The sequence below is a fragment of the Pseudomonas sp. 09C 129 genome (assembly GCF_002843625.1).
GTDB classification, from domain to species: Bacteria; Pseudomonadota; Gammaproteobacteria; order Pseudomonadales; family Pseudomonadaceae; genus Aquipseudomonas; species Aquipseudomonas chlororaphis.
On sequence record NZ_CP025261.1, the window covers coordinates 2,872,115 to 2,888,604 of the forward strand.

Below are 16,490 nucleotides of genomic sequence, written 5' to 3' on the forward strand. Positions count from 1 at the left end.
ACACCACCGCATCCCATGGCTTGCGTACCGTTCAACGGAGGCGACTTGGCCTTGACGCCGCACAATGGAGGAAAGGGACTTTCACTGGCCAGGAGGCTATACAAAACGCGAATTCTGGGGCTGGCCCTCGGTTTCCTTTGCGTGTCCGCGGGCATGTACCCGCTGCATCCATCGCCCTGGGTCTGGGCGTTCATGTCGTTCAACGCTTTCATCTGGCCGCACCTGGCGTATCAGTGGGCGCGCTGCTCGCCAGTGCCGTTTCGCGGCGAGCATCGCAACCTGCTGGTGGATGCCTTCCTCGGCGGGTTCTGGGTGGCGGCCATGCACTTCAATCCGCTGCCGACCACCACCACCCTGTCGTTGATGGCGATGAACAATATCGCCCTGGGTGGCGTGCCCTTTTTCCTGGCCGGTTGCCTGGCGCAAGCGCTGGGGATCGCTGTGGGGCTGCTGCTGTTTGGCATCGAGTTCGAGGCCCAGACCAGTGCACTGCAACTTTATGCCTGCTTGCCGATGCTGACCCTGTATCCGCTGGCCCTGGGGTTTATCTGCTACCAGCAGGCCAATGTCCTGTCCCGGCACAAACGCGAATTGCTGGCCCTGAGCCGCACCGACAGCCTGTCGGGCCTGCTCAACCACGGGGCCTGGAAGGACCAGCTGGAAATCGAGTTCCAACGTTGCCGGCGCCAGGGGACGAACCCGAACCAGGGCGGCGCCATCGCGCTGATCGACATCGATCATTTCAAGGCCATCAACGACACCTACGGCCATGTCGCCGGCGACATCGTGTTGCGCCAGCTGAGCAAGCTGCTCAAGCAGAACCTGCGGATCAGCGACCTGGCCGGGCGTTATGGCGGCGACGAGTTCTGCGTGATCCTGCCGGACGTGCCGCTGGAGCATGCCGCCGAACTGATGGAGGCCTTGCGTTGCCGTTTCGGCGGATTGGGCTATGAGCAGAGCCCGGCCCTGGAGGTCAGCCTGAGCATCGGCCTGGCCGCCTATTCCCCGGACCATAGCGATGCCCTGGACTGGTTGAACGATGCCGACCAGGCCTTGTACGAGGCGAAGACCACCGGCCGCAACAAGGTCAGCTGCGGCCGCGGCGACCGCTCGCCAAAGGTCCTGCTGAACTCCTTGTAAGGCCGTTCGCAGAGCATTGCGCCAGCATGGAGGGGGGCGAATTTGTCAGGTAGGGTGGGCGGGCACCTTCCGACACGAAACAAGGACCGATTCATGACGCAGACTTCCCCTCGCTCATTGCTGGCCGCCCGTATCGGCCTGACCCTCGCCCTTGGCCTGCTGGCTACCCACGCCAGCGCCGCCCCCCACCCACAAGTGCAGAACGATGCGCAGCAATACCAGGGCGACGCCCTGAAACTGTTGGAGCGCCTGGTGAATATCGACTCGGGCTCCGGCTACGAGGCGGGGCTGGACCAGGTGAGCGACATCGCCATCGCCGAGCTGAAGAAGCTTGGCGCCAGCATCGAAAAAGTCCCCAACGGCACGGCCGGCGGCAGCCATGTGCTGGCCACACTCAAGGGCACCGGCAAGGCCAGGATCCTGCTGATGGCGCACATGGACACGGTGTTCAAGGAAGGCACTGCGGCCGAGCGCCCGTTCCGTATCCAGGACGGTCGCGCCTATGGCCCGGGAGTGATGGACGACAAGGGCGGCATCGTCGCCGGGATCTATGCGCTGAAGGTCCTGGATAACCTAAAGTTCAAGGACTACGCACAGATCACCTTCCTGCTCGATGCCAGCGAGGAAACCGGTTCCGAGATCGCCACCGAGCTGATCAAGAAAACCGCCAAGGCCCACGACGTGACCTTGAACCTGGAACCGGGGCGCCCGGCCGATGGCCTGGTGGTGTGGCGCAAGGGCAGCGCCACGGCGCTGGTCGAAGTCAAGGGCAAGGCGGCTCACGCAGGCGTCGCACCGGAGCAGGGGCGCAACGCGGCGATGGAAGCGGCGCACCAGATCCTGCAACTGGGCAAGCTGGGGGATGAAGAGAAGAAAACCACCATCAACTTCACCGTGCTCAAGGCCGGCGACCGGACCAATGTGATTCCCGACCAGGCCACCGCCAAGGCGGATGTGCGGGCGGCGGTGCCGGAGGAGTTCGACCGCATCGAGAAAGATCTGGCGCGGGTCTCGGCCAACAAGCTGATCGCCGACACCGAAGTCAAGACCACCTTGCAGCGCGGTTTGCCGCCGATGCCGCAGACCGAGAAGTCCGATGTGCTGGTGGCCATGGCCCAGGGCATCTACGGCGAACTGGGGCGCAAGCTGACCATCGAGGGCAGCGGCGGGGCGGCGGACTCCAGCCTGTCGGCCGGCGTCGGCACGCCGACCCTGGATGGCTTCGGCATCGTCGGTGGCAATATCCACACCCCCGAGGAGTACGCCGAAGTCGAGAGCGTGGCGCCACGGATCTATCTGCTGGCGCGGATGATCATGGAGCTGTCGGCCAAGCATTGATTGCAGGAACAGACGCACTGCATTTTCTGCATGGCCGGACCCTGCAGCCGCTGCCGAGCCCGCGAGGCTGCGATCGACTGCGCAGCAGGCGCAAGGATCTCGAGACCGCTTGAGGACCTGCGGTCCTATCGCAGCCTCGCAGGCTCGGCAGCGGCTACAGGGGAATGGCTGCGGGCGCCTGCGATCCCCCTGCCTATACTCGAAGGCCTCGTCCCCCACAGCGGAGCCTTCAATGAGCAACCACCTCACCGAATACGTCGACGCCAGCCCGGAAGTGCGGGCGGTGTTCGACGACATCATGCGTACCCGCCGGGTCGACCAGGTGAACAACTTCTGGAAATGCCTGGCAGCCCATCCGCCGACCTTGCGGCGTACCTGGGACAGCCTCAAGGAGATCATGGCGCCGGGGGCGCTGGATCCGCTGACCAAGGAGCTGATCTACGTCGCGGTCAGCGTCACCAACAACTGTCCGTATTGCATCGCTTCGCACACCGCCGCGGCGCGCAAGGCAGGGATGACGGAGGCGATGTTCGGTGAATTGCAGGCGGTGATCGGCATGGCCAACGAAACCAATCGCCTGGCCAACGGCTACCGGGTGCCGCTGGATGACGGGTTCAAGCTCGAATGAGCCTGATGCGGCCCTTGGCGCCGCTCAGGCATCGGCCAGCGCCGTCCTTGAGTTTTCGGCCGCGGCCGCCTTGGCCTGGGTGGCCAGCAGCGGCACGGCGCGCACCAGGTCGCCGGGCTGCACTTGCAGGCGCTTGGCGCTGAGGCGATCCACCAGCAGACAGCCGGACACCAGGCGAGCGCGGGCGCGGGTGACGCGGCAGCTTTCCAGCCGGCGGTTGTGGATCAGCCAGGTCGGCGCGTCGTCGTCCGGGGTGCCGACCAGCAGCGGCAGCACCTGGCTTTCGCGCACCGCGCGGACTTTGCTCAGCTCGGCCTCGATCACCGGCCCGCCGTCGAAGATGTCGATATGGCCCTGATGGGCAAAACCTTCGTGGCGCAGGATGGCCAGCGCCGCCTCGGCGTTTTCGTGGGCCTGGCCGATCGCGGCCTGGGCCGGTTCGCTGAGCAGGCAGGTGTACAGCGGCTGGCGCGGCAGCAGTTCGGCGATAAAGGGTTTGTGGCCGAGGCTGGACAGGTGGTCGGCCTGGACGAAATCCATCTGCAGAAAGTGCCGGCCCAGGCTGTTCCAGAACGGCGAGCAGCCGTTCTCGTCGCCCTTGCCGCGCAGCTCGGCGATCAGTTTGTCGCCGAACAGGTGCGGGAACTCGGCGACGAACAGCAGGCGCGCCAGGGACAGCAGGCGGCCGTTGGTGTCACGGCGCTGGTCGGGGCGCAGGAACAGCGAGCAGAGTTCCGATTGGCCGGTCATCTCGTTGTTCAGGAACAGGGTCGGGATCTGCCGCCGGATGCCCAGGTGCGGCGCCGAATTGACGGTCATGCCGACCCGATAGCTGTACCAGGGTTCGCGCAGGCCCACGGCGCCGGTCAGGGCGCTGATGCCGATCACTTGCTGGTCGTCGTCCTCGAGTACGAACAGGTAGTCGGCGTCGGCCCGTTCCACCTGTTCGGCAAAGGTCCGCTGGGCCCAGCGAATCCGGTGGGTCAGGCGCTCCTGGTTGGCCGGCAGGCTGGTCAGCCCCAGGCCTGCGCGCCGGGCCAGGGCCATCAACGCGGGCAGGTCGGTCACGCGTACCGGGCGAACGATCATGATGCAGCTCCTTCTGCGCGCCTGTTCAGGCGGCGAATGCAAACGTGTCCGGGGTTCTTCATAGGGCGACCAGCCGTACCGGGTCGCCGGTTTGCAGGTGCAGGGCCTGGAAGGTTTGCGGGTCAAGGTTGACCAGGTCGCCCGGCGCTTGGTCCAGGTGCACCAGGGCCGCCCGATATTGCCCCAGCCGCTCGTTGCTCGCTAGCCAGGCCCGGCCGCTGCCGCTCTGCGGGCCCGGGCAGGCGTTGGCGATAAGGCTCTGGCGGATGGAGCGGACGCCACTGTGGCGGGCGTACAGCGTCGGGCCGCCGTCGAACAGGTCGACATAGTGGTTGGCTTCGAACCCCTCGCGCAGCAGGATCTCGTAGGCTTCGCGACCCTGCGGGTGGACCTGGCCGATGCAGTCCTGGGCCGCCTTGGGCAGCATCGGGATGTAGATCGGGTACTGCGGCATCAGGTCGGCGAGGAAGCTGCGGCTTTGCAGGCCGCACAGGCGTTCGGCCTCGACATAGGGCAGGTCGAAGAAGTGCTTGCCCAGGGCATCCCAGAACGGCGAATGGCCGTCGTCGCTGCTGTAGCCGACGATCTCGGTGATGCTGGTGTCGGCGAAGCGCGAGCCATGGGCGGCGATGAACAGCAGGCGGGCCCTGGAAAGCAGCTCCGCCATGGGTGTGCCCACCAGGTCAGGGTCGATATGAAAGCCGCGCAGCAGGCTGTGGTTGCTCAGGTCCTGGCACAGCGACAGGGTCGGCACGCCGTGCTGCACGTTCAGCTCCCGCGAGCTGCTGACGAAGGGCCGGTTGCGCAGGCTGTAGAAGGGCGCGCAAAACCCGGCCATGGCGAGGATTTCCGAACAGCCGCGCAACTGGCCGCTGGCCGGGTCGTGCAGGACAAAAAAATAGTTCTCCGGCCCCGGAGCCTGCACGTTGGCGGCGAAGGAGGCGCAGGAATCGAGAATCTTGTCCAAAAGGTGTTGTCGATCGTCCGGCAGGGACGTCACCCCCACCAGGCTTTCACGGGCCAGCCGTTGCAACTCCGGCAAATCGTCTGGCGCAACTGGGCGTAAGACCAGCATGGATGCACTCCTGTATCAAAATGATCGACGCCTGGTCGCGAAACCCGGGGCGCCGAACCTGACAATCACTGTCGGTTTCCACGCATTACTGCCACTGCCCGCATGGGCGGGCGGTGGCACGCAGGCACCTGTCGGCGCCCACTCGGATTCGCCGGAGCACCTTCATGGTGCCGCGGCGGCCGGGGGTGTTGATTAAAGTGGATCGGCCAGCGCCGTATCGGCGCCCAGCTTGTTGAGGAAAAACAGGTAGACCAGGCCGATGGCGATCCAGATGCAACCGAGTTTCTGCGCATCGACCCCCATGTTGTACATGATCGCGCAGACAATTAGAAAGCCGATCACCGGACAAATCAGATGCCGCAGTACCTGGGCCGACTGGTTGCGACGCCAGTAGTGATTGATCACGGTCAGGTGCAACAGCATGAAACCGCTGAGGGCGCCGAAGTTCACCAGGGAGGTGAGGGTGTCCACCGAGTTGATGAACAGGTAGCAGATCAGCAGCGACAGCACGGCCACCAGGTAGATGCTGACGTGTGGCGTGTTGTGTTTGGGATGGACCTTGGCCAGGATTTTCGGCAGCTTGCCGTCGCGGGCCATGCCGAACAGCAGGCGCGACACGGCCGCTTGCGAGGTGATGGCCACCGCCACGCCCCAGGCCAGCGCGGTGGCCACCGCGGTCAGGGTCGCCAGCCAGCTGCCACCGGCGATTTCGGCGATCTCGTAGAAGGCGGTGTCGGCCGACTTGAAGCCCATGCCGGCGGCCAGGTCGGTGGCGATCCAGGTCTGCACCACGAAGATCGCGCCCATCACCAGCAGGGTGATCAGCGCGGCGCGGCCGACGCTCTTGCCTGGCTCGCTCTTGATCTCTTCGGCCAGGGTGGAAATGGCATCGAAACCGAGGAACGACAGCACGGCGATCGACACGCCCTGCATCAGCATGCCGAAGTGGAAATTTTCCGGGTGGTACAGCGGCGCCAGGGTCAGCTGGCCGTTACCGGCGCCACCGTGCAGGGCGTTCCAGGCGTAGAACAGGAAGATCCCCAGCACCACCAGTTGCGCCAGGAGGAACACGATGTTCATCCGCGCGGTGAAGGTGATGCCGCGCAGGTTGACGAAGGTGGCGCTGACCAGGAACGCGAGGATGAAGCCGACCTTGGGAATGTCCGGGTACAGGTGGTTCAGCGCCATGGCCGCGTAGACGTACAGCAACGGCGGAATCAGCAGGTAGTCGAGCAGCATCAGCCAGCCGGCGATGAAGCCGACATGGGGGTTGAGCCCGCGCTGGGCGTAGGAATAGACCGAGCCGGCGATGGGAAAGGCGCGGGCCATGCTGCCGTAGCTGAGGGCGGTGAAAAGCATCGCCAGCATGCCGATGATGTAGGCCAGCGGCACCATGCCCGGTGCTTCCTGGTTCACATAGCCGTAGACCCCGAACGGGGCGATGGGGATCATGAAAATCATCCCGTAGACCACCAGGTCGCGCAGCGTCAGGCCGCGCTTGAGTTCCTGTTTGTAGCCGAATTCTTCAATCTCCATGAAGAGGTTCTCCTTGTCAGCCAAAGGGGGGGCGGGAGCCTGTCGCTGAGGTCGAAGGACGACCTGCAGCGGCAGGCAATGTATTTGAACCTGGCAGGTTTAAAGACACGCCACGGCGGTTTTTATAGTTGTTGTACCGGTACAGCAAACAGCTTTTTTACAACGACAGCTCGATCCTGATGTACAGCTTTTTCTACAACAGCGGTGCCAGATAATCCGTCCAGCACTGTATGGCCTGCGGGGTGCGCAGCAGGTCGTTGCGCACCTCGATCAATACCGAATCCAGCCCGCGGGCATCGCCGTGGGCCGGCACGGTCATGTCGCCCAGGGCGTCGATCTTGTACGGCTCGTTGCCGGCGATCTTCACGTCGTGGACCGACATGCCTTCCAGCAGGCGCCGGGCGTAACCCTCGGCGCGGTCGAACAGCACGCCCATCTCCAGCGTGCGGCGCTGGCCGTAGTACAGCGGGGTAAAACTGTGGATGCCCACCACCCGCACCGGCCGGCCCGCGGCCAGGCGTGCGTCGATCAGCCCGCTCAGGCGCGCATGAAAGGGCCTGAACAGCTGCTTGCGGCGGTACTCGCGGGTGGCTTCGTCGAGGTGCTGGTTGCCCGGGATCTGGTAGATCTCGCTCTGCAACGGAATGCTGTCGTGGGCCTGGCACGGGCGGTTGAGGTCGATCAGCAGCCGCGAATAGTTGGCCGTCAGCAGGGTGGCGCCGAGGGTCTGCGACAGGCTTTGCGCCAGCTCCAGGGCGCCGGGGTCCCAGGCGATGTGTTCACGCGCCGCTTCCGGGTCCAGGCCGAGGTCGTTGAGTTGCGCCGGGATATAACGGCTGGCGTGTTCGCAGACGAGGATCAGCGGGTGCGCGGAATCTTCCCGCAGCAGCTGGTAGGCCGGTCGGGTGTACAGCCCCAGTTCAGCGGTTTCAGTACAGGTGTGCATAGTGCTCACAGAGTTGGGCAGGGGTCAGGTGCTCGGTCAGTTCGACTTCCTTGTGTTTGACGGCGAAATAGGTGTCCAGCAGCGGGGCTGGCAGTGCTTGCAGCAGTTCCGGACAGTTGCGCAGGCAGTCCAGCGCCTGGGGCAACGAAGCCGGAAGGGCGACGATGCCGCGGTCCTGGCGCTGCTGCGCGCTCAGTTCGTCCGGCACTTCGTCGGTGGTGGCGCTCAGGATCAGCTTGTGTTCAATGCCCAGGCGTCCGGCGATCAGCACCGCGGCCATGGCCAGGTGCGGCGAGGCGGTGGCGTCCAGCGCGCGGAATTCCAGGTTGTACTGCGGCGCCACCGGCTTGCCGCCGAGGCTCACGGTGGGGCAGATGCGCAGCGAGGCTTCGCGGTTGCGCTGGCCCAGGCAGGCGTAGGAGGCGCTCCAGTGATGGGGCTGCAAGCGCGCGTAGGAAATCGGCGTTGGCGCGGTAAAGGCGCAGAGCGCCGGCAGGTACTTGAGCACCCCTGCGGCCCAGCGCTGGCCGAGGAGCGACAGGCCATCGGCGCTCTGCGGGTCGTACAGCACCGGCGCGCCGTCCAGGTCCTGCAGGCTCAGGTGCAGGTGCACGCCATTGCACACCGCGTGCTCCGCGGTCTTGGGCGCGAAGCTCAGGCCATGGCCGAGTTGCCGGGCGATCTCGCGGGTGATCTCGCGCACGTTCACCGCGCGGTCGGCGGCGGCCACGCCCTGGGTCGGGCGGCAGGTGATTTCGTATTGGTGCTTGCCGTATTCGGGCAGGAACATTTCCGGCTCGACGCCCGCGGCGCGCAAGGCGCTGAGCAGCCAGCCGCCGAAGTCCGCGCCCTGGCGCTGGGCCTGCAGGGAGAAGGCCAGGCGTTCCGGTTGCGCGGTGGCGCTGTGCAGGTTGAATTCGTGCTCGAAGGCCGCGGTGACCTGCAGCCCCAGCTCGCTGGCGTAGCGCTGCACCTCGTTGCGCAGCAGGGTGCGCGGGCAGGCGGCCCAGGGCTGGCCGTCGGTCTCGCGGATGTCGGCGTGGATGAAGTCCAGCGGCGAGGCGCTGGCGTCCGGGCCGTTGCCGACATACACCCGGCTGGCCAGGTCGGGGATCAGCCGCAGGTCGCCACGGGCGCCCCAGGGGTTGGGCTCGGCAATGATGTCCTGCGGGGTCAGCGCGCTGTTGGCCGGCACCCAGCCGCAGCCGGCGCTGGTGTAGCTGTCCAGTTCGTCGCTGGGGAACGAGCGGCCACGGCTGACGCCGATCAGGTCGGTGGTGAGCAGGGTGGTCATGGCCACCGGCCGCAACGGTTCGCTGTTGCGGCTCATGCCTGCATCTCCCGCAGGCGGCCGAGCACGGTCTGGGTGTCGGTGATCCAGCAGTAGCCCTTGATCGCGTTCAGGCAGGCCTGGTGCCGGGCGTCGGTGTAGGTGGCGCAGGCGTCTTCCACCAGGGTCACCAGGTAACCGCGGTCGGCGGCGTCGCGCACCGCCATGTCGACGCACTGGTCGGTGACGATGCCGGCGACGATCAGGTGACGGGTCTGCAGGTTGCGCAGCACGTAGTCGATGTTGGTCGAGTTGAAGACCCCGGAGGAGGTCTTGGGCAGGACGATTTCGTTCTCCCGCGCCGCGAGCGGATCGATGATCGCCGCCTGCGGGCTGTCCTTGGGCAGGTGCATGTCCGACAGCTTGTGGTCCAGCGAACGGTCGCGGCCATCGGCGGTCAGGCTTTCGATAATGGTGTGCAGCACGTTCTGCCGGGCGCCGCGCATGGCCGCCAGGAGCTTCTGCTGGTTGGGAATCACCTGCTCGCGGGTGCGCTTGAGGAAGTACTCGGCGTCCGGCACCTGCAAATGCGGATCCAGCTGCGGCTCGAGCCAGGCCCGTTGCATGTCCACCAGCAGCAGGGCGGTGCGATCGAGGGTGAATGGCAGGTCGCGGGGCGATTGGTGGGGAAGGCAGACCATCCTTATTTGTCCTCCAGCAGGTGAGTGGCGAATTCGTTGCGCAGGGCGTCGATGCCCTCCAGGCGTCGGTCCAGGTCGGTGCTGCGCAGGGTCAGGCTGGCGACCAGCGCCTCGACCTGGGCCAGCGCCGGCACCAGGGTGTCGAAGGCCGAGGCCGACTCCACCGGGGCACTGATGATCAGGTCCGCCAGCTCCCGCAGGGGCGAGGCATAGATGTCGGTGAACAGCACCACCCGCGCGTGCCGCGCCTTGGCCGCGCTGGCCACGCGCAGGGCCTGGCTCTGGTAGCGGCGGTAGTCGAACAGCAGGACGATGTCCTGGCGCTGCACGTCATACAGGCGGTCGGGCAGTTGCGCGTTGTCGTCCAGGGCCACGCAGCCGGGGCGCATCAGGCGCAGGTGATTGAGCAGGTAGCTGGCGAGAAAGTTGCTGAAGCGCCCGCCGTAGCAGTACAGCGCGTGCCGGCTGTCCAGCAGCCAGTCGACCAGGATGCGCACGTCTTCGGGCTGGGTCAGGGCCTGGGTCTGTTCCAGGCTGCGCAGGCTGCCTTGCAGGTAATGGCTCCAGGCATCGTCCCGGGGCACCTGGGCCCGCGGTTGCAACAGGGTGCTGGGCGAACGCAGGCGAGCGTCCATGTCGCTGAGCAGCGCTTCCTGGAACTGCGCATAACCGCCGAAACCGAGTTTTTTCACCAGCCGCACGATGGTCGGGTCGCTGACGCCGGCGTGTTCGGCCAGCCGCGACATGGGCCCCAGGCCGTTGCGCGGGTAATGGTCGAGCAGGGCACGGATGACCTTGCGCTCCGAAGGCGTGAGGTCGAGGGCCGGGTCGGTGATCTGGTCTCTGAGAGACGGCATGAAAACGCCTTCGCAAGTGGATGTCGTTTTTGTTTCACTGAAAGTGAAAACAGTATTTATGTAATTTACGCTACATGTCCAGTGAAAAATAAAGGCGCCCTGATATGCGCCAAAAGGGAGCGTGAAAGCCCAGTTTTATTGGGGGTTCGAGGTTTTTTGGGGCGCGCCGTCAGCGCGGCAGGGTGCCGCGAAAAGCGGCGCTGAGGGCGCGCAAGGTTTCCTCGGAGCGGGCGTCGGTGGGCCGCGCGAGCAAGATGATTTCACTGACCGGCAGCACCGGCAGCCCGAGGCGTTCTCCGACTTCCACCGCGCCGGCCGGCGCTACCCGATGGGCCAGCGCCGCGACCCCGAGCCCGGCGCTGACCGCGGCGCACACGGCCATCACGCCGCCGCCGATAAAAACTTCGGTCCACGCAATACTGGCGTCGTCCAGCACACGCACGGCGACATGCCGCACGCCACAGGGCGCGGCCATGGTCGCCAGCCGCAGCGGGGTGCCCGGAGCCTGCTGCCAGGCCGGCGCGGCGAACCAGCCGAAGCGCTCGGCCACCAGCACTTCGCCGTCCTGGCGCGCGCCTTCGTTGCGCACGATGACCGCGTCCAGTTCCTCACGGTCGAAGGCCGCCGTCAGGTCCCGGGAGGAGGCGATGCGCACCTCGATGATCAGCAGCGGATCGTAGGCGGCGATGCGGCTCAGCAGGTGCGGCAGTTCCGCGCCGGCCACGTGGTCGCTGATGCCGATGATCAGCCGTCGCGCCGGCGCCGCCTGCATGTCGCCCAGGGCCCGCTCATGGGCGCGCAGCAGGTCGCGGGCGGCCTGCATGAACTGCTCGCCGACCGGCGTCAGGCGCACATGCCGGGGCGTGCGCTCCAGCAGGCGATAGCCGAGGCGTTCCTCCAGGCGCTTGAGCTTGAGGCTGATGGCGGCCTGGGAGGTGTCCAGCGCCTGGGCGGCGCGGGTGAAACTGCCGAAGTCGGCGATCAGCACGAAGGCGTGCACGGTGTCGATGTCCAGCGGCTTGACGGGTTCGCTCATATCGAATGCTTATCGCAGATATATGTACCGATATCTTGTTGTAATGGCTGGCCCCGCGCAAGCTGGCCACACCCTCAAGCACAGGAGCACCGCCATGTTGGCCAAACAGTATTCACACCGCTTGCCCGCCGATTACGACATGGGCGTGATCCGCCACCGAGCCGCAGATCGCGGGCCCTTGTGGGACGAGGTCGACGGGCTGCTGTTCAAGGTCTTCGCCGGGCAGGAGCGGGGCGTGCACGGCGCGCGGCATAACCTGTACGCCTCGATCTACCTCTGGGCCGACCCGGCGGGCGCCGCGCGGTTTCTCATGGGCAGCGGTTTCGACAGCGTGATCGACTCCTTCGGCCGCCCGCATATCGAGTCCTGGTTGCCCCTGGACTGGCGTCGCGGGCGCGCCAACCAGGCACGGACGCTCTATCGCGAGGCGCTGGCGATCGATCCGCTGGCGGACCGGGCCAGGTTGCTGGCCGAGCAGGTCGAACACAACCAGCGGCTGGCCGATGACCCGGACACCTTCGCCGTGTTCGTCGCCCTCGACCTGCAGGCCTGGGAGCTGGTGCGCTTCACCCTGTCGGCCAGCGCGCCCGACAGCGCACGCGGCGCCGAACGCTACGAGGTGCTGTACCTGGCCCGGCCGGGGATCGCCAGCGCCTAGGTTCGGCTGCGACAAGTTGGGAATCCCTCGGCGGCCCATGATACAAACGCAGCCACATTGCCCACTGCGTCCATTCAACGTCGAGAGATTCCCCGTGCCGGCCACCCGCTTGACCCTGATCTGCCATGCCCGGACCGTCGCCCAGAAGCTGGCGCGTTTCCCGCTGGACGAACCGCTGGAGATGGACTGGCAGGCGCTGGCGGGCTCGCGGGCCGGCGCGTTCAAGGGGGCGCCGCGGCTGCTCAGCGGGCCGGAGCAACGGACGCGGCAGACCGCCGCCCTGTATGGCGCCAGCGTGGAGGCGGTGCCGGCGTTGCGCGACTGTGACATGGGCCGCTGGCAGGGCCTGTCCATTGACTCTCTGCAGCGCGAGCAGCCCGAGGCCGTGCAAGCCTGGCTGGCAGACAGCCAGTTGGCGCCCCATGGCGGCGAGTCGGTGGCGCAGCTGTGCGAGCGGGTCGCGGCGTGGCTGGCGTCGCTGTGCGAGCAGCCCGGGCATGTGCTGGCGGTGACCCATCCGCTGGTCATCCGCGCGGCGTTGGTGCACGTCATGCAGTGCCCGCTGGCCAGTTTCAATGCCATCGATGTCGAGCCGCTGGCCCAGGTCGAACTGCGCTTCAACGGGCGCTGGCGCTTGCGCCTGGAGCAGCGCGATTAGCGGGCTTGGCTCGGCGTGGCCTGGGGATTTTTTCGCGAGCAAGCTCGCTCCTGCAAAGACAGTGCAACCCCTTGTAGGAGCGAGCTTGCTCGCGATAGGCCGCCCGGCGGCCGCTTTGTGACGCGCCGCGACAACCCGGCCATACTCCATTTCCGATTCGCCATCGAGACCTGCCCCACGTGAAAACCCTCCTGATCATCGGCATCGGCGCCGGCAACCCCGACTACATCACCCTGCAGGCGGTCAAGGCGCTCAATCGCTGCGACGTGTTCTTCCTGATGGACAAGGGCCAGAGCAAGGACGCGCTGATCGACCTGCGCCGGGAAATCTGCGAGCGCTACATCGAGCGGCCCGGCTACCGGTTTGTCGAAGCGCAAAGCCCGGAGCGGCTGCGCGGCGCCGAGGTGGATTACCAGGCCAGCGTCGCCGAGCTGAACCGCGACAAGCAGCGCACCTTCGAGCGGCTGATCGACGAGGAACTGGCGGACGGCGAAACCGGGGCTTTCCTGGCCTGGGGCGATCCGGCGCTGTACGACAGCACCATTCGCATCTTGCAGGCGATCCTGGCCAGCGGTCGCTGTGCGTTCGAGTTCGAGGTGATCCCCGGCATCACCAGCGTCCAGGCCCTGGCGGCGCAGCACAAGGTGCCGTTGAACCGCATCGGCCGCTCGGTCGAGATCACCACCGGCCGGCGACTGGCGGCGGGGCAGGTGAGCGATGCCGACAGCCTGGTGGTGATGCTCGACGCCGAGGACTCCTATCGCCAGGTGGCGGACCAGGACCTGGAGATCTACTGGGGCGCCTACCTCGGCACGCCGGAGGAAATCCTGATCGCCGGCCGGCTCAAGGAGGTCGCGGGGCAGATCCAGCAAGTGCGCAAGGCGGCGCGGCAGGCCAATGGCTGGATCATGGACACCTACCTGTTGCGCAAGCCGGAGGATTGAGGGGGGCTGAGCTGGCCCTTTCGCGGGCAAGTCGGATCGCCGCCCGCTCGCTCCTACGGGAGCAGCCCTTCAGTCACGCCAACGAAACAGGCTTCTGTAGGCGCGAGGCTGGCCCGCGATGACGTTCTCCCGCTCGGCCCATCACTCGGCGACCACCTTCTCCCCACGCCCGAACCGTTCGCGGTACGCCGACGGCGGCAGCAGGGCGGCTTGCCCGACGCCTGAATGCGGACGTGGATTTTATATAAGTATTTGTCGCATAAACACAATTTGCCTCCCGGACGCCGCTCTAGACTGCTGGCCACTTCGATTTCCCCCAATCGAACCTTTCTGCCAATAAAAGCCTCCGTCTACGGGAGTTATAAATGAAGAAGCTTGTACTGTTCGGTGCCCTGGCACTGTCCATGCTGTCCCTGACCGCCGTGGCTGACGATGCCAAGCCGATCCGCATCGGTATCGAAGCCGGCTATCCGCCATTCTCGATGAAAACCCCCGACGGCAAGCTCACCGGTTTCGACGTGGATATCGGCGACGCGCTGTGCGAGCAGATGAACGTCAAATGCACCTGGGTCGAGCAGGAATTCGACGGCCTGATCCCGGCGCTGAAGGTGCGCAAGATCGACGCCATCCTGTCGTCCATGACCATCACCGACGACCGCAAGAAGAACGTCGATTTCACCATCAAGTACTACCACACCCCAGCGCGCTTCGTGATGAAGGAAGGCACCGAGGTCAAGGACCCGCTGACCGAGCTCAAGGGCAAGAAAGTCGGGGTGCTGCGCGCCAGTACCCATGACCGTTTCGCCACCGAGGTGCTGGTGCCGGCCGGGATCAACCTGGTGCGTTACGGCTCCCAGCAGGAAGCCAACCTGGACATGGTGTCCGGTCGCATCGACGCGCTGCTGGCCGACTCGGTCAACCTCGACGATGGCTTCCTGAAAACCGACGCCGGCAAGGGCTTCGCCTTCGTCGGTCCCGAGTACAACGATCCGAAGTACTTCGGTGGCGGCGCCGGCATCGCCGTGCGCAAGGGCGATACCGCCCTGGCCGAGAAATTCAACACCGCCATTACTGAGATCCGCGCCAACGGCAAGTACAAGGCCGTGCAGGACAAGTACTTCAAGTTCGACGTCTACGGCGAGTAATTCGCTGCTGCGCTGAAGAAGGCGGCTACCGTTTACCGGGGCCGCCTTTTTCATGAGTGCTATTTACCCCGTGCGATGGGGCGCTCCTGTAGCCGCTGCCGAGCCCGCGAGGCTGCGATCGACCCCGCAGGGGGCGCAGGGACCTTGAGATCGCTGAAGGCCTTCGGCCTTATCGCAGCCTGCGGCAGCGGCTACAGAAGCCCGCGCCACCCGGCAGCGGACGACGACCTTTTCACGGCCGCGCAAATGCCTCAGGCTACGGCCCCCGCCGAACTCCATTTTTCTTCCGGAGCCCTTCATGCAACGCATCGACCATTCCCTGCCCTGGAGCCACCTGGGCACCCAGCGCCAGCTCAGCGTGTTCCGTTTTGGCGGCGGCAGCCGCAAGGTCTATATCCAGGCCAGCCTGCACGCCGACGAATTGCCGGGCATGCGCACCGCCTGGGAACTGAAAAAACGCCTGAGCGAACTGGAAGCCCAGGGGCAACTCAAGGGCGTGATCGAGCTGGTGCCGGTGGCCAACCCCATCGGCCTCGACCAGCACCTGCAAAGCAGCCACCTGGGACGTTTCGAAAGCGGCAGCGGGAAGAACTTCAACCGCGCCTTCGTCGAACTCAGTGGCCCGGTGGGCGACCTGATCAGTGACCGCCTGGGCAGCGATGCGGCGGCCAACGTCGCCTTGATCCGCCAGACCATGGGCGACGTCCTCGACGCTCTGCCGGCCCCGACCTCGCAACTCCAGGCCCTGCAACGCCTGCTGCTGCGCCACGCCTGCGACGCCGACATCACCCTCGACCTGCACTGCGATTTCGAAGCGGCGATCCATCTGTACGCGTTGCCCCAGCACTGGCCGCAGTGGCAGCCCCTGGCCGCGCGGCTGAAGGCCGGCGTGGCGCTGCTCTGCGAAGACTCCGGCGGCAGCTCGTTCGACGAGTCCTGCTCCACGCCCTGGCTGCGCCTGGCCCGCGACTTCCCGCGGGCGGCGATTCCCCCGGCCAACCTCGCCACCACCCTGGAGCTGGGCAGCATGGGCGACACCCGGGTCGAACAGGCCCAGGCCAACTGTGAAGCGATCCTCGGTTTTCTCGCCGAGCAAGGGTTTATCGACGGCCAATGGCCGGCGACCCCGGACGCCTGCTGCGAGGGCATGCCGTTCGAAGGCACCCAATACCTGTTCGCCCCGCACCATGGGGTGGTCAGCTTCCTGCGTGAGGCTGGCGAATGGGTGGAGCGGGGCGATGCGATCTTCGAGGTGGTCGACCCGCTGAACGACATTGTCAGCGTGGTGCGCGCCGCCACCAGCGGCGTGCTGTTCGCCCTGGACCGCAGCCGCTACACCGAGCCGGGCATCTGGCAGGCCAAGGTCGCCGGCCGCGAGCCGATCCGCAGCGGCAAGCTGACCAACGATTGAGCGAACCGCTCCTCACTGTTCCTCACTGCTCCTCACTATAGGAGCGAGCTGGCTCGCG

16 protein-coding genes are annotated in these 16,490 nt (G+C 66.0%); 8 read left to right on the forward strand and 8 right to left on the reverse strand.

All coding sequences use genetic code 11. The features are described 5' to 3' along the window. Positions 1–15: 15 nt before the first annotated feature. From CXQ81_RS13065 to CXQ81_RS13075, 3 genes are all read left to right on the forward strand, one after another. The gene (locus CXQ81_RS13065; RefSeq protein ID WP_101337404.1) at positions 16–1,140 is read left to right on the forward strand and encodes a diguanylate cyclase; all 1,125 of its coding nucleotides are present in this window, start codon (positions 16–18) and stop codon (positions 1,138–1,140) included. Between the two features lie 93 nt (positions 1,141–1,233). Continuing rightward, complete coding sequence (locus CXQ81_RS13070) at positions 1,234–2,478, forward strand: M20/M25/M40 family metallo-hydrolase (protein WP_101337405.1); 1,245 nt, start codon at positions 1,234–1,236, stop codon at positions 2,476–2,478. A gap of 232 nt (positions 2,479–2,710) precedes the next feature. Beyond that, a complete protein-coding gene (locus CXQ81_RS13075) occupies positions 2,711–3,106 on the forward strand; it encodes a carboxymuconolactone decarboxylase family protein (protein WP_101337406.1) in 396 nt (131 codons plus the stop codon). 24 nt (positions 3,107–3,130) lie between these two features. Here the strand turns inward: CXQ81_RS13075 and astA are convergent, their stop codons facing one another. The 8 genes from astA to CXQ81_RS13115 form a co-directional block, all read right to left on the reverse strand. Beyond that, complete coding sequence (astA, locus tag CXQ81_RS13080) at positions 3,131–4,195, reverse strand: arginine N-succinyltransferase (protein ID WP_101337407.1); 1,065 nt, start codon at positions 4,193–4,195, stop codon at positions 3,131–3,133. Positions 4,196–4,253: 58 nt separating this feature from the next. After that, the gene (locus CXQ81_RS13085; protein WP_101337408.1) at positions 4,254–5,270 is read right to left on the reverse strand and encodes an arginine N-succinyltransferase; all 1,017 of its coding nucleotides are present in this window, start codon (positions 5,268–5,270) and stop codon (positions 4,254–4,256) included. Positions 5,271–5,462: 192 nt separating this feature from the next. After that, on the reverse strand, positions 5,463–6,806 hold the full coding sequence (locus CXQ81_RS13090) for an APC family permease (protein WP_101337409.1): 1,344 nt from the start codon (positions 6,804–6,806) through the stop codon (positions 5,463–5,465). A gap of 193 nt (positions 6,807–6,999) precedes the next feature. Then, positions 7,000–7,752 (reverse strand): N-formylglutamate amidohydrolase, encoded by a 753-nt coding sequence (locus CXQ81_RS13095; protein ID WP_101337410.1) that lies wholly within the window; start codon positions 7,750–7,752, stop codon positions 7,000–7,002. Continuing rightward, on the reverse strand, positions 7,736–9,082 hold the full coding sequence (locus CXQ81_RS13100; protein WP_101337411.1) for a glutamine synthetase family protein: 1,347 nt from the start codon (positions 9,080–9,082) through the stop codon (positions 7,736–7,738). The genes CXQ81_RS13095 and CXQ81_RS13100 overlap by 17 nt, the downstream gene beginning before the upstream one ends. Beyond that, the gene (locus tag CXQ81_RS13105; protein WP_101337412.1) at positions 9,079–9,723 is read right to left on the reverse strand and encodes an isochorismatase family cysteine hydrolase; all 645 of its coding nucleotides are present in this window, start codon (positions 9,721–9,723) and stop codon (positions 9,079–9,081) included. The genes CXQ81_RS13100 and CXQ81_RS13105 overlap by 4 nt, the downstream gene beginning before the upstream one ends. A gap of 2 nt (positions 9,724–9,725) precedes the next feature. Next, positions 9,726–10,580 carry a MurR/RpiR family transcriptional regulator gene (locus tag CXQ81_RS13110; protein ID WP_007932586.1) on the reverse strand — a complete coding sequence of 285 codons (855 nt, stop codon included), beginning with the start codon at positions 10,578–10,580 and terminating at the stop codon, positions 9,726–9,728. A gap of 169 nt (positions 10,581–10,749) precedes the next feature. After that, positions 10,750–11,616 (reverse strand): LysR family transcriptional regulator, encoded by an 867-nt coding sequence (locus CXQ81_RS13115; RefSeq protein ID WP_101337413.1) that lies wholly within the window; start codon positions 11,614–11,616, stop codon positions 10,750–10,752. 94 nt (positions 11,617–11,710) lie between these two features. On the opposite strand from CXQ81_RS13115, the gene CXQ81_RS13120 reads away from it, so the two are divergent. From CXQ81_RS13120 to CXQ81_RS13140, 5 genes are all read left to right on the forward strand, one after another. After that, a complete protein-coding gene (locus CXQ81_RS13120) occupies positions 11,711–12,274 on the forward strand; it encodes a DUF4865 family protein (RefSeq protein WP_087088361.1) in 564 nt (187 codons plus the stop codon). Between the two features lie 94 nt (positions 12,275–12,368). Continuing rightward, positions 12,369–12,932: a histidine phosphatase family protein gene (locus tag CXQ81_RS13125; RefSeq protein WP_101337414.1), complete on the forward strand. Its 564-nt coding sequence runs from the start codon at positions 12,369–12,371 to the stop codon at positions 12,930–12,932. A 179-nt stretch (positions 12,933–13,111) separates the two neighbouring features. Then, the gene (gene cobF / locus CXQ81_RS13130; RefSeq protein ID WP_101337415.1) at positions 13,112–13,876 is read left to right on the forward strand and encodes a precorrin-6A synthase (deacetylating); all 765 of its coding nucleotides are present in this window, start codon (positions 13,112–13,114) and stop codon (positions 13,874–13,876) included. A gap of 365 nt (positions 13,877–14,241) precedes the next feature. Beyond that, a complete protein-coding gene (locus CXQ81_RS13135) occupies positions 14,242–15,021 on the forward strand; it encodes an ABC transporter substrate-binding protein (protein ID WP_007932592.1) in 780 nt (259 codons plus the stop codon). Positions 15,022–15,319: 298 nt separating this feature from the next. Then, positions 15,320–16,432, forward strand: a complete 1,113-nt coding sequence (locus tag CXQ81_RS13140) for a succinylglutamate desuccinylase/aspartoacylase family protein (protein ID WP_101337416.1) — start codon at positions 15,320–15,322, stop codon at positions 16,430–16,432. Positions 16,433–16,490: the final 58 nt, after the last annotated feature.